The following is a 12829-nucleotide window of genomic DNA, read 5'->3' on the forward strand; positions in this document are numbered from 1 at the left end:
TCAGAAGACAGGGTCCTTTCTTGCCGGCGGGCTGCCCCGAGGCGGACAGGGTTTCGCCGGGAGGCTGCGGCGCCGGGGGCGCTGCCTGGGGTTCTTTGCGGGGCGGGGCCGCCGGGACGGGCGGCGACGGTGCGCGCGCGGCCGCCTACCTCGCGGGCCGCCTCGTACACCGTGACCGCGTAGCCGCGGCCGGCCAGGACGTGCGCGGCCGCCAGGCCCGCCCATCCGGCGCCGACCACCGCCGCGCGGCGCGGGCCGCTCAGCTTCCGATCTGGCGCCACAGGGCCCGGCCACCGGTCACGTAGGTCTTCCACGCCAGCCAGAACTTGCGCAGCGGCGTCAGCGAAATGCGCTGGTGCAGGACCTGGTAGCCGGACCGTTCGATCTCGTCCAGCAGCGCGTGGTAGATGGCGGCCATCATCAGGCCCGGGCGCTGGGGCCGCCGGTCCTCGGGCGGCAGCAGCGCCAGCGCCTCGCGATAGGCACGCCGCGCCCGCTCGCACTGGAAGCGCATCAGGGCCGAGAAATTGCCCGAATAACGGCCGTTCAGGATGTCGGCCGCCTTGACGTCGAACTGCTGCAATTCGTTGACCGGCAGGTAGATGCGGCCCTTGCGGGCGTCGTCGCCGACGTCGCGGATGATGTTGGTGAGCTGGAACGCCAGCCCCAGGCGGTCGGCGTAGTCCAGCGTCCGCGCATCGGCGTAGCCGAAGATGCCCGCCGACAGTTCGCCGACGACGCCGGCCGCCCGGCGGCAGTAGCGTTGCAGCGCGGGGTAGTCCAGGTAGCGCGTCTGGTCCAGGTCCATCTCCATGCCGTCCACGATCTCCAGCAGGCGGTCCCGGGTGATGCCGCAGGCGACCAGGTGGGGGGCGAGGGCACGGGTGACGGGATGCTCGGGCTTGCCGTCGAACAGACGTTCGATCTCGGTCCGCCACCAGGCCAGCTTCAGGCGGGCCACCGAGGCGTCGCTGGCTTCGTCCACCGTGTCGTCCAATTGGCGGCACAGCGCGTACAGCGCGGTGATGGCGCGCCGGCGCTCGGGTGGCAGGAACAGGAAGCTGTAGTAGAAACTGGAGCCGCTCTGCGCGGCCTTCTCCTGGCAGTACTGGTCAGGCGTCATGATGGGGAGGGGGTGCGGGCGTCGCTTGGGGCATGCGCAGCGCGCGCCAGGCAAGCTTCAGCCACTCGGTTTTCTTCAGTACCGGCCGGGCCCGGAAGACGTCGTACCCGCCGGCTTCGATGCGTTCCAGGATGCGCAGCCCGCCTTGGACGACCAGGCGCAGTTCCCAGCCGATGCGGCCCGGCAGGGCCCGCGCCAGCGGCGCTCCGGAGTGTAACAGCGCCCGTGCCCGGTCGACCTCGAACGCCATCAGCGCGCGCCACGCCGGCGAGCATCGGCCCGCCGCGATGTCGGCCTCGGCCACGCCGTGGCGTGCCAGGTCCTCCCGGGGAATATAGACCCGGTGCTTGCCCCAGTCCACGGCCACGTCCTGCCAGAAGTTGGTCAGCTGCAGCCCGGTGCAGATCGCGTCCGACCAGGCCAGGTTGCGCGGCGTGGCGGCCTCGTACAGGTGCAGCATCAACTCGCCTACGGGGTCGGCCGAGCGATGGCAATAGTCGCGCAGGGCCGCGAAGTCCTCGTAGCGCTTGACGGTCACGTCCTGGGCGAATGCCGACAGCAGGCGGCGGAAGGGGACGAGCGGCAGGCGATGCCGGGCGACGGTGGAGGCCAGCGGGACGAAGATGGCGGCCAGCTCGGGGGCGGGCGGTTGCGCCCGTGCGCCTTCCCCGATCCAGTCCAGCCCGGCGCCGAAGCGCGCCAGCGCGGCCAGGCGTTCCCGGTCGGATGCGTCTCCCTCGTCGGCGATGTCGTCGGCGGCGCGCGCGTAGCGGTAGATATCCAGCACCGCCGTCCGCAGGCGCGGGGGCAGCAGCAGCGAAGCGACGGGGAAGTTTTCGTAGTGACCGGCGGACATGGCTAGACCTGGGAATCCGGCGCCGATGATACCGGTTCGCCGCGACGACGGTGTGGACAGGGATGTCCTGCGCGGCCGGCGCTCAAGGGCTACACTTTCCTTTTGCCATCCCGGCGCGCCGCGCCGGTCCTCTTTTGCGCCATGCCCCGTCCCATCTTCGCCACCGTTTCACGCCACGCGTTTTCCCACAACCTGGATGTCGTCCGCCGCCGGCTCGATGCCGCCCGTCCCGATGGCGGCAGGGCCAGGATCTGGGCCGTCATCAAAGCCAATGCCTATGGGCATGGCATCGAACGCGCGGTGGCCGGATTCGCGCGGGCCGACGGCCTGGCCATGCTGGACCTGTCCGAGGCCGTGCGCTGCCGCGAAGCAGGATGGACCGGGCCCATCCTGCTCCTGGAAGGCATCTTCGAGGCCGCCGACCTGGACGCGGTCGGCCGGTACGGCCTGACCACGGCGGTGCATCATGCGGACCAGCTGGCGCTGCTGCGGCAGGCCCGGCTGCCGCGTGCCGTGGACGTCTTCCTCAAGCTCAACAGCGGCATGAACCGCCTGGGCTTCAGCCCGGACGCCTACGCCGGCGCGCATGCCGGACTCGCGGCCTTGCAGGCCGAGGGCCGGCTGGGCCAGGTCGGCCACATGACCCATTTCTCCACCGCCGATACGGCAGAGGGCATCGGGGCCCAGCTGGAGGTGTTCCGCCGGGCGACCGCGGGGCTGCCCGGACCGGTCAGCCTCTGCAATTCCGCCGCCAGCCTGCGCTACCCGGAGGTGGCGGGCGACTGGGCGCGGCCCGGCATCGCGCTCTACGGCGCGACGCCTTTCGCCGACGAAAGCGCCGAGTCGCTGGGGCTCGTGCCGGCCATGGCGCTGAAGTCGCGGCTCATCGGCACCCAGGAACTGCGGGCCGGCGACGCCGTCGGCTACGGCGGCATGTACCGGGCCGAGGGACCGATGCGCGTGGGCGTGGTGGCGTGCGGCTATGCCGACGGCTATCCGCGCCATGCGCCCACCGGTACGCCGGTGGTCGTCGACGGAGTGCGCACCCGGCTGCTGGGACGCGTCTCCATGGACATGCTGGCGGTCGACCTCGGTCCCGTGCCGCGGGCCCAGGCCGGCGCGCCGGTCACGCTGTGGGGCGACGAGGGCCTGTCGGTGGACGACGTGGCGACGGCCGCCGGCACCATCGGCTACGAGCTGCTGTGCGCGGTCGCCCCGCGCGTGCCCATGCATTTCGAGGAGTGACCATGGCCAAGGCCAAGACCGTCTATGTCTGCACCGAGTGCGGCGGCACCGCGCCCAAATGGCAGGGTAAGTGCCCCCATTGCGGCGGCTGGAACACGCTGGAGGAAACCGTGGCGGCGGCCAGCGCCGGCGCCGCGGCCGGCCACCGCTACGCGCCGCTGGCGGCCAGCACGCCGGTGCGCAAGCTGGCCGATATCGAGGCGCGCGAAATGCCGCGCTTTCCCACCGGCATCGACGAATTCGACCGCGTGCTGGGCGGCGGCATGGTGGCCGGCGCGGTGGTGCTGATCGGCGGCGATCCGGGCATAGGCAAGTCGACGCTGCTGCTGCAGGCGCTGGCGGCGTTGTCGGCCAGCCGCCGGGTCCTGTACGTGACGGGCGAGGAGTCCGGCGACCAGGTCGCGCTGCGGGCGCGCCGGCTGGGCCTGGATACGGGCAACGTCGACCTGCTGGCCGAGATACGCCTGGAAGCCATCCAGGCGGCGCTGGCCGAAACCGCGCCGGAAGTCGCCGTGATCGACTCCATCCAGACCCTGTATTCCGAGCAGCTCAGCTCGGCGCCGGGCTCGGTGGCCCAGGTGCGCGAGTGCGCGGCCCAGCTCACCCGCACGGCCAAGCAGACCGGCGTGACCATCGTCATGATCGGCCACGTCACCAAGGAAGGCGCGCTGGCGGGGCCCAGGGTGCTCGAGCACATCGTCGACACCGTGCTGTACTTCGAAGGCGACACCCATTCGTCCTTCCGGCTGGTGCGCGCGTTCAAGAACCGTTTCGGCGCGGTCAACGAACTGGGCGTCTTCGCCATGACCGACCGCGGGCTGAAGGGGGTCGCCAACCCGTCGGCGCTGTTCCTGTCCCAGCACCAGCAGCAGGTGTCCGGCTCGTGCGTCATGGTCACGCAGGAGGGCAGCCGTCCGCTGCTGGTCGAGATCCAGGCGCTGGTGGATTCGGCCAATGCGCCCAATCCGCGCCGCCTGTCGGTCGGGTTGGAAGGCAACCGGCTGGCCATGCTGCTGGCGGTGCTGCACCGGCACGCCGGCACCGCGGCCTTCGACCAGGACGTCTTCGTCAATGCCGTGGGCGGCGTTCGCATCACCGAACCCGCGGCGGACCTGCCGGTGCTGCTGGCCATCGTGTCCTCCATGCGCAACCGGCCCCTGCCGCGCGGCCTGGTGGCCTTCGGGGAAGTGGGCCTGGCCGGCGAGATCCGGCCCGCGCCGCGCGGCCAGGAACGCCTGCGCGAAGCGGCCAAGCTCGGCTTCAGCGTGGCGCTGATTCCCAAGGCCAACGCCCCGCGCCAGCCCATCGAGGGCATGGAGGTCTGGGCAGTGGACAGGCTGGACGAGGCGCTGGACCGGCTGCGGGGGTAGTCTTCGGGGTGGTATAACCTTCTATCCCCCTGCGCAATGTAGGGGGATTGAAACCGTTCGAATCGACCTCACATCCAGAGTATCCGGGCCCGCGGCCCCCACTTATTGGCGTGAAAACAATGCGAATCGACCGACTCACCACCAAGTTCCAGCAGGCCCTGGCAGACGCGCAGAGCCTGGCTGCGCGCAACGACAACCCCTACATAGAACCCCTGCACGTCCTGGCGGCGCTGCTGGCCGATGCCGAAAGCGGCGCGGGCAGCCTGCTGGCGCGCGCGGGCGTGGCCGTCAGCAAGCTGACCCCCGAGGTCAATGCCGCCATCGGCCGCCTGTCGCAGGTTCAGGGCAGCGATGCCAACATCCAGATCAGCCGCGATCTCCAGTCCCTGTTCAACAAGGTCGACAAGGAAGCGGCCAACCGCGGCGACACCTATATCGCCAGCGAGCTCTTCCTGCTGGCCCTGGCCGACGACAAGGGCGAGGCCGGCCGCCTGCTGCGCGAGGCCGGGCTGCAGCGCAAGGCGCTCGAGACCGCCATCGACGCCGTGCGCGGCGGCGCGCCGGTCGATTCGCAGGAAGGCGAAAGCAATCGCGAGTCCCTGAAGAAATACACCCTGGACCTGACCGAGCGGGCCCGCCAGGGCAAGCTCGACCCCGTCATCGGCCGCGACGACGAGATCCGCCGCACCATCCAGATCCTGCAGCGCCGCACCAAGAACAACCCCGTGCTGATCGGCGAGCCCGGCGTGGGCAAGACCGCCATCGTCGAGGGCCTGGCCCAGCGCATCGTCAACGACGAGGTGCCCGAGTCCCTGAAGGGCAAGCGGGTGCTGTCGCTCGACATGGCGGGCCTCCTGGCGGGCGCCAAGTTCCGCGGCGAGTTCGAGGAACGGCTGAAGGCCGTGCTCAAGGAGCTTGCCCAGGACGAGGGCAAGAACATCGTCTTCATCGACGAGCTCCACACCATGGTCGGCGCGGGCAAGGCCGAGGGCGCCATGGATGCCGGCAACATGCTCAAGCCGGCGCTGGCGCGCGGCGAACTGCACTGCATAGGCGCGACCACGCTGGACGAGTACCGCAAGTACATCGAGAAGGACGCCGCGCTCGAACGCCGCTTCCAGAAAGTGCTGGTGGGCGAGCCCTCGGTGGAGGCCACCATCGCCATCCTGCGGGGCTTGCAGGAGCGCTATGAGCTGCACCACGGCGTGGACATCACCGACCCGGCCATCGTCGCCGCGGCCGAGCTGTCCAATCGCTATATCACCGATCGCTTCCTGCCGGACAAGGCCATCGACCTCATCGACGAGGCGGCGGCGCGCATCCGCATGGAAATCGATTCCAAGCCGGAGGTCATGGACAAGCTCGACCGCCGCATGATCCAGCTCAAGATCGAGCGCGAGGCGGTCAAGAAGGAAACCGACGAGGCTTCGCAGCGCCGGCTGCAACTGCTCGAGGAAGAGCTGGGCAAGCTCGAGCGCGAGTACAACGACTACGAGGAAGTCTGGAAGGCCGAGAAGGCCGCCGTCCAGGGCGCCCAATCGATCAAGGAAGAGATCGAGAAAGTGCGCGCCGAGATGAGCGAGCTGCAGCGCAAGGGCCAGTTCGACAAGCTGGCCGAATTGCAATACGGCAAGCTGCCCGAGCTGGAGGCCCGCCTGAAGTCCGCGGAGGGCAACGAGAAGGCGATCGAGGCGGACAAGCCCAAGCTCTTGCGCACGGAAGTCGGCGCCGAGGAAATCGCCGAGGTCGTCTCGCGCGCGACGGGCATTCCCGTCTCCAAGATGCTGCAGGGCGAACGCGCCAAGCTGCTGCACATGGAAGAGAAGCTGCACGAGCGCGTGATCGGCCAGGACGAGGCCGTGCGTCTCGTGTCCGACGCCATCCGCCGTTCGCGCGCCGGCCTGTCCGATCCGCAGCGGCCCTACGGCTCGTTCCTGTTCCTGGGGCCGACCGGCGTGGGCAAGACCGAGCTGACCAAGGCGCTGGCCGGATTCCTGTTCGACGCCGACGACCACATGGTGCGCATCGACATGAGCGAGTTCATGGAGAAGCACTCGGTGGCCCGCCTGATCGGCGCGCCGCCGGGATACGTCGGCTATGAAGAGGGCGGCTACCTGACCGAGGCCGTGCGGCGCAAGCCGTACAGCGTGATCCTGCTCGACGAGATCGAGAAGGCCCACCCGGACGTCTTCAACGTGCTGCTGCAGGTGCTGGACGACGGGCGGCTGACCGACGGGCAGGGGCGCACGGTCGACTTCCGCAATACGGTCATCGTCATGACGTCCAACCTGGCCTCGCAACAGATCCAGGCCATGGCCGGACAGCAGTACGACGTCATCAAGGCCGTGGTCTGGGACGAGATCAAGCAGCACTTCCGTCCGGAGTTCCTGAACCGGATCGACGAGGTCGTGGTGTTCCACGGGCTGGATGCCAAGCACATCGAGTCCATCGCGCGGGTACAGTTGCAGCGCCTGGGCGAGCGGCTGGCGAAGATGGACATGCGGCTGGAGGTCTCGGACGAGGCCATCGCCCAGATCGCGCGTGCCGGCTTCGATCCCGTGTTCGGCGCGCGGCCGTTGAAGCGCGCGATCCAGCAGGAGATCGAGAACCCCGTGGCCAAGCTGATCCTGGAGGGCAAGTTCGGCCCGAAGGACGTGGTGCCGGTGGACTGGAGCGAAGGACGCTTCGTCTTCACCCGCACCCTGCAGTAATCGCCTTGCCTCGAGCGCCGCACCGGATCGCCGGTGCGGCGTTTTTCTTAGGGTTCGCGGCGAGCGGTCGTACCGGGGTGATTTGACACGATAATTTTTTATTTGCTATAGTTCTTTTCTCGCTGCACAAAATTGCAGCGTAGATGCGGGAATAGCTCAGTTGGTAGAGCGCAACCTTGCCAAGGTTGAGGTCGCGAGTTCGAGACTCGTTTCCCGCTCCAAATTATGATCTACAGACTTCCACTGGGGTCTGTAAGTCGCTGAAAAGAGGAGCTTCGGCTCCTTTTTTCATTCCAGCAAAAGCCACTGGAATCCACCGACAGCCAGCGTTTTTGAGGCCAAAAACAAGGCCAAAGAATGCGGGCGGTGCCGGTTCCGGTTTGTTGCTGGGGTTGGATCGGGATGACCAGCAGCATCGGGCCTAAGTCCAAGACTTAGGAGCTTCGATGATGGCACTCTCTGATCTGACTGTGCGGCAAGCCAAGGCCGCTGACAAAACCTACAGCCTCCCCGATACCGATGGCCTCGGCCTGGTGGTCGCCCCTACCGGCGGCAAATCGTGGCACCTGCGCTACTACTGGCTCGGCAAGCAAAAGCGCATCTCCCTGGGCAACTACCCCGAGATCGGCCTGCGTGAAGCGCGTACCTTGCGCGACGAAGCCCGCGCACTCTTGGCTAGGGGCATCAACCCTCACACCGACCGCAAGCAGAAACGCCATGCCGTGAAGCTGGCGGCCGACTACACGTTCAAGGCGGTCTTCGATGCCTGGGTCGAGCATCGGCGCAAGGAACTCAAGGAAGGCCGTCAAAGCACCCTCTCGCAGATCCTGCGGATTTTCGGCAAGGACGTGCTGCCCGCCCTCGGGAAGATGTCGATCTACGACATTCGCCGGCCCCAGCTTCTGGGCGTCCTGGCAAGAATCGAGGAACGCAAGGCTTTCACCACGGCAGAAAAGGTCCGCACCTGGTTGAGCCAGTTGTTCCGCTATGCCCTCGTGATCGTCGAGGGGCTGGAGGCCAATCCGGCTTCTGACCTGGATGTGGTGGCGGAGCCCAAGCCTCCGGTGAACCACAACCCGTACTTGCATTTGCCCGAGCTGCCGGAATTCCTTCAGAAGCTCCGGCTCTACAACCCGCGTGGCTGGCAGACCCAGCTCGGCATCCGGCTGCTGTTCCTGACCGGGGTGCGAACCGGCGAGCTGCGGCTGGCGACCCCGGATCAGTTCGACCTGGACCGCGGCCTCTGGATCATTCCGCCCCAGATCGTCAAGCAGCTTCAGGATGAGATGCGCAAGGCCGGCAAGCGCCCCCAGGATGTGCCGCCCTACATCGTACCGCTGTCCCTTCAAGCCATCGAGATCGTGAGCTACCTTCTGGGGGTGATACGGCCGGCCCAGCGCCACCTGCTGGCGCACCGCAGCGAACTCAAGAAGCGCATCAGCGAGAACACCCTCAATGCCGCCTTGAAGCGGATGGGCTACGAGGACCAACTGACCGGCCACGGCATCCGGGGAACGATTTCGACGGCGCTCAACGAGATCGGCTACCCCAAGATTTGGGTGGACGCGCAGCTCTCGCACTCCGACCCGAACAAGGTGAGTTCGGCTTACAACCATGCCAAGTACGTTGAGCCGCGCCGCCGGATGATGCAGGACTGGGCGGATCGCCTCGACCTGCTCGAACAGGGCCAGGTGGAGGCGGCCAGCGCGCACCTCACCATTCACATCGAGGGCGTGCCGGCCATGGCAGAGGAGGACAAGCCCGACGCCATCGTTGCAGCGTCCTCTGCGGCACCCGTTCCGTCGATGGTGACCGCTCCCATCGTCGTGACGCCGAACGACGGGAGCATCACGTTCCAGCGGCTGTCGCAGGTGCCGCCGCCTCCGACGCATGCGCCAGAACCGGAAGTATCTGCCATCCAGCGCGAGCGCGAGGAAATGCTGGCCATCTATGAATCGCCGAGCAGCCTGCCGGTCCCCCTGTTCGGCAAGTTGGCCGGGAAGTCCAAAGACCAGATCAACCGCGAGTTGAAGGCCGGCAAACTGCTATCCGTCAGCTTGGGCAACCGGGGCCAGCGAGTTCCCGATTGGCAACTGGTGCCGCTCAAGCACAAGCTGGCCCAGGTGCTCATGCGCCAGTGTCCGCAAGCGGATTCGTGGGAGCTTTACCGCATGCTGACCCGGCCACACCCGGACCTGGGCGATCGCGCGGCCATCGATTTGGTGACGCCAAGCAATCTGGGCATGGTGGTCCAGGTCATCGCAAGCGGCCAGTTCCATGCGAATGCGCCAGAGACAGTCCCACCGCGGCCTATCCCAGAGGAGGTGCGGCAGAGCGTTCGCCGAATGGTGGACAGCGCCGTGGTTCTGGACGGCGCATAGGGCTACCAGCCCTTGCGGGCGCCTTGCGGCCCCCGCGCTACGCTTGTACAGCCTGCACGAGTTCGCTCAGCGTGCGCGGGGCGGACGCAAAGAACACGGCACCAGTGTGCGCCGTCGAGAAATCGAGCAGGCGGTCGTTCATGCCCGGCGGATCGCCGAGGAACATGCGCTTCAGCATCTTCTGCGTGACGCACAGATGCCTGGAGTAGCCGATGAAGTAGGTGCCGTATTCGCCTTGGCCGGGGCGGCCAAAGGGCATGTTGTCGCGCAGGATGTCGTGCTCGGTACCGTCAGCACCCACGATCGTGGCGAGGGTCTTGTGCGACTTCTGGCCGCTCGTCGCATCGGGCAATTCGATATTGCTGACGATCTCCCGGCCGATGATCTGCTCTTGCTGGTCCTCGGGAAGCCGAGCCCACGGCTGCATTTGATGCAGATACATCTGCACCACCACGTAGCTCCCGCCGGCGAATTCCTGATCCTCACTGCCGACCAGCGTGGATGCGCCGATTTCGTGCCCGGTCGGATTGGCTGTGCCATCGACGAAGCCAAGGAGATCGCGGGAGTCGAAATAGCGAAAGCACGCCACCTCGTCGGCCACCGTCACGCTGCTGCCCAATTGGTCCAACAGCAGGCGCTCGAATTCAAAGCAGAGGTCCTCGCCCTCGGCCCGGATATGAGCCGGGCGTGGCCGGCGCGGTGTGCTTCGCGCCCTTGATGGGTGCGAAGGGACGCAGTTCTTTCGGGCGCCTTCCGGCCTGGAAACGGTCCCACAGCGCCGATCCCAGGGGGGTGATGCACGACAGCCGGCCGTTGAGATCGCGAAGAAAGCCCACCGTCTTGATCAGGTCGTCCAGGCCGTCCAGGACGCCGGCGACCGCCTGCAGGGACTCTCGGCCCTCGGCGACCGTCAATGTGAGAAACACCGCCGCGCGCGACAGTGGCGCATCGATGCTTTGCGAGTCGATGGGTACTCGGTCCCAACTACTTCCAACCATTGGCATCTCCATAAGGCCGGTTTAATTCGTCATGTTGCCAGAGATGAAAACGCGATGCTGGCGCATTGACAGCGCGTGCCGTTGCAATTACCAGGAAGCAGTGAATTCCCGCGCCGATTACGGATGCCTGGCGTCGGCATCTGAGTGGAGAGCACGCAGCGCGAGTGAGCTATCGGGTATTCGAGTAGGCCGCGCTATCTTTGGCAACCTGCATCGCCCTGCGCTCGAACAGCTCAGAAATGGCGCTGGCTCGCTCCCGGTGTTTGTCAACAATGATGTCCGTTTTCCTCATGCCGCGTGACTCAATTCTTTAGGTGCTGCGACATGTTCTTTCGGCGGGTTTAACCACACCTCGCCAACTGGGTTCCAATCCCGCGTGTGGCGGCCTTTCCAACGTTCAGGCATGGATTGTTTTGCCGCTTCGTAGACGCGGCGGCGGCGCTCAAGAATGACGTGCTCCTGCCCATAATGGCGCTGCGTGGGTGTCACGAACTTGATGCCGCTGTGGCGGTGCTCTGTGTTGTACCAGGTCACGAAGCGCAGCACCCACTGGCGGGCCTGTTCGATCGACGCAAACGGCTTCTTTGGATAGGCCGGTGTGTATTTCAGTGTCCTGAACAACGACTCGGAATAGGGATTGTCGTTACTGACGGCCGGGCGACTGAACGACGGTACGATGCCCAGACGCTGCAATGTCGCCAACATGGTGGCGCCTTTCATGGGCGAGCCATTATCGGCATGTAGCACCAGCGCATCTTGGCGCACTCGGTGGCGCAGGCAGGCCTTGGTGATGAGCGTGGCAGCCTGTTCGGCGCGTTCGTCCTCATGGATTTCCCAGCCCACAATCAGGCGGCTGTACACATCCATCACCATGTACAGGCGGTAAAACTGGCCACGAACGGCAGTGGGCAAGAACGTGATGTCCCAGCTCCAGGTTTTCAGCGGCGCATAGGCCACCCAGGCATGAGGTTTAGGCACCGCCCGGGGCGGTTGGGCGTGACCGCGCCGGTTTGCCTGCCCATGCTCACGCAAGACCCGGTAAAAACTCGATTCGCTGGCCAGGTAAAGCCCCTTGTCGGCCAGACGTGGCACGATCTGTGAGGGCGGCAGGCTCTGGTATTCCGGGCTGTTGCAAGCGGCCAGGATGTCTTTCTTGTCGTCTGCGGTGAGAGCATGGCGGCAAGGCTTGCGCGGTGCCCCTTTGCGTCGGTCAACCAGACTGTCGGCCGCGCGCCAACGGCGCAACGTCCGGCACGTTAGCCCCAGCACTGCGCAGGCTTTGGATTGACGCGCGCCAGCATTGACGGCTTCATCAATGAGGGTAATGGCCATCTGTTTCATCTCCAGAGGAATCAGTCGTCCTCGTTCGTGCCCCAGATGGCCTGGGCTTTTTTTGATAAGCTCAGCAGCGCCGCCGCTTCAGCCAGCGCTTTCTCCTTTCTGCGAAGCTCCTTTTCCAACGCACGGCTTTTCTTGCGCTCGGCCGCCAAGTCCGATTTGCTCGACGGTGCGGACTCTGCCGGGTCGGATGCCTCGAAAGCAGCTTTCCATGCCTCGATTTGTTCAGGATACAAGCCGTGCTTGCGGCAATACTCCGAGCGCTCTGCCTCGTTCATGGCCGCCGTTTGAATGACCGCCGCCAGCTTGGCCTTGGCATCCCACTGATCGGCTATCGTGGACTTGTTGGGCACGACATATCCTTTGGCACGAAACTGCTTCTTCCAGTTGTACAGGGTCGCCTCTGAGACCCCAATCTCCCGACTCAGGCTGGCCACCGTCCGATTGTGCGGCGGCATCAATTTCCTGACTGTCTGTTCTTTGAATTCTGCGCTATAGCTGGGCACTTCTTCACTCCGTCCGCTCCCTCAAATGTTAACGAAAAACGAGCGGACATCTATTGTGACAGAGGGGGCTCCCTGGGCCGCTGCAGATGTGTCACGACCTCGTAGGGAGCATCAGAAAGCGGCCGCATGGTGATGCCCCAGGCATGGGCGCGCTCAATACGCGATTGCGCAGAGAGAGGTGGCTCCGGTTGTTTGGACAGTATTTTGAGATTTTAAGTGGAACGCTCCGGGCACATCATGCTGCCGTTTTAATCGCAGGCAGCATCGCGAAGTATGCCTCATCGGGGGTCTGATCGGCCAA

Annotated in this window: 8 protein-coding genes, 1 tRNA gene and 2 pseudogenes; 5 read left to right on the forward strand and 6 right to left on the reverse strand. The window is 65.9% G+C overall.

Annotation, left to right across the window (positions count from 1 at the left end; translation table 11 throughout):
- The 3 genes from CDO46_RS28775 to hpnC form a co-directional block, all read right to left on the reverse strand.
- Window positions 1-314: FAD-dependent oxidoreductase (locus CDO46_RS28775; protein ID WP_369597217.1), on the reverse strand; the 314-nt coding region annotated here is incomplete at its 3' end.
- The gene (gene hpnD / locus CDO46_RS02460) at window positions 260-1123 is read right to left on the reverse strand and encodes a presqualene diphosphate synthase HpnD (protein WP_087836988.1); all 864 of its coding nucleotides are present in this window, start codon (window positions 1121-1123) and stop codon (window positions 260-262) included. The genes CDO46_RS28775 and hpnD, both read right to left, overlap by 55 nt.
- Window positions 1113-1979, reverse strand: coding sequence for a squalene synthase HpnC (hpnC, locus tag CDO46_RS02465; protein ID WP_087836989.1), 867 nt, complete (start codon window positions 1977-1979; stop codon window positions 1113-1115). The genes hpnD and hpnC overlap by 11 nt, the downstream gene beginning before the upstream one ends.
- Before the next feature lie 141 nt (window positions 1980-2120).
- Here hpnC and alr point away from each other — a divergent pair, with 141 nt between their 5' ends.
- The 5 genes from alr (at window position 2121) to CDO46_RS02490 (ending at window position 9686) form a co-directional block, all read left to right on the forward strand.
- Entirely contained in the window at window positions 2121-3224 is a 1104-nt protein-coding gene (gene alr, locus CDO46_RS02470) for an alanine racemase (protein WP_087836990.1), read from the forward strand.
- A 2-nt stretch (window positions 3225-3226) separates the two neighbouring features.
- Window positions 3227-4594, forward strand: a complete 1368-nt coding sequence (gene radA / locus CDO46_RS02475; RefSeq protein WP_087836991.1) for a DNA repair protein RadA — start codon at window positions 3227-3229, stop codon at window positions 4592-4594.
- A gap of 119 nt (window positions 4595-4713) precedes the next feature.
- Entirely contained in the window at window positions 4714-7305 is a 2592-nt protein-coding gene (gene clpB, locus CDO46_RS02480) for an ATP-dependent chaperone ClpB (RefSeq protein ID WP_087836992.1), read from the forward strand.
- A 145-nt stretch (window positions 7306-7450) separates the two neighbouring features.
- Window positions 7451-7526: transfer RNA gene (locus CDO46_RS02485), tRNA-Gly, on the forward strand.
- Window positions 7527-7751: 225 nt separating this feature from the next.
- Window positions 7752-9686, forward strand: coding sequence for an integrase arm-type DNA-binding domain-containing protein (locus CDO46_RS02490; protein WP_012112377.1), 1935 nt, complete (start codon window positions 7752-7754; stop codon window positions 9684-9686).
- A 37-nt stretch (window positions 9687-9723) separates the two neighbouring features.
- Here the strand turns inward: CDO46_RS02490 and CDO46_RS02495 are convergent.
- The 3 genes and pseudogenes from CDO46_RS02495 to CDO46_RS28565 form a co-directional block, all read right to left on the reverse strand.
- Window positions 9724-10684: pseudogene (locus CDO46_RS02495) on the reverse strand (Dyp-type peroxidase).
- Between the two features lie 288 nt (window positions 10685-10972).
- A protein-coding gene (locus tag CDO46_RS02500) for an IS3 family transposase (RefSeq protein WP_254914545.1) occupies window positions 10973-12528 on the reverse strand; the annotation gives its coding sequence in 2 pieces (ribosomal slippage) (window positions 10973-12072 and window positions 12072-12528; 1557 coding nt in all).
- 50 nt (window positions 12529-12578) lie between these two features.
- Window positions 12579-12704 (reverse strand): annotated as a pseudogene (locus CDO46_RS28565) (LysR family transcriptional regulator); the annotation flags it as partial.
- Window positions 12705-12829: the final 125 nt, after the last annotated feature.

It is taken from the genome of Pigmentiphaga sp. NML030171 (genome assembly GCF_002188635.1).
Lineage (GTDB): Bacteria > Pseudomonadota > Gammaproteobacteria > Burkholderiales > Burkholderiaceae_B > Pigmentiphaga > Pigmentiphaga daeguensis.

Coding starts and splice junctions, on each gene's coding strand:
- alr (WP_087836990.1), top strand. CDS start 2,121: ATGCCCCGTCCCATCTTCGCCACCGTTTCACGCCACGCGTTTTCCCAC.
- clpB (WP_087836992.1), top strand. CDS start 4,714: ATGCGAATCGACCGACTCACCACCAAGTTCCAGCAGGCCCTGGCAGAC.
- hpnC (WP_087836989.1), bottom strand. CDS start 1,979: ATGTCCGCCGGTCACTACGAAAACTTCCCCGTCGCTTCGCTGCTGCTG.
- hpnD (WP_087836988.1), bottom strand. CDS start 1,123: ATGACGCCTGACCAGTACTGCCAGGAGAAGGCCGCGCAGAGCGGCTCC.
- radA (WP_087836991.1), top strand. CDS start 3,227: ATGGCCAAGGCCAAGACCGTCTATGTCTGCACCGAGTGCGGCGGCACC.
- CDO46_RS02490 (WP_012112377.1), top strand. CDS start 7,752: ATGATGGCACTCTCTGATCTGACTGTGCGGCAAGCCAAGGCCGCTGAC.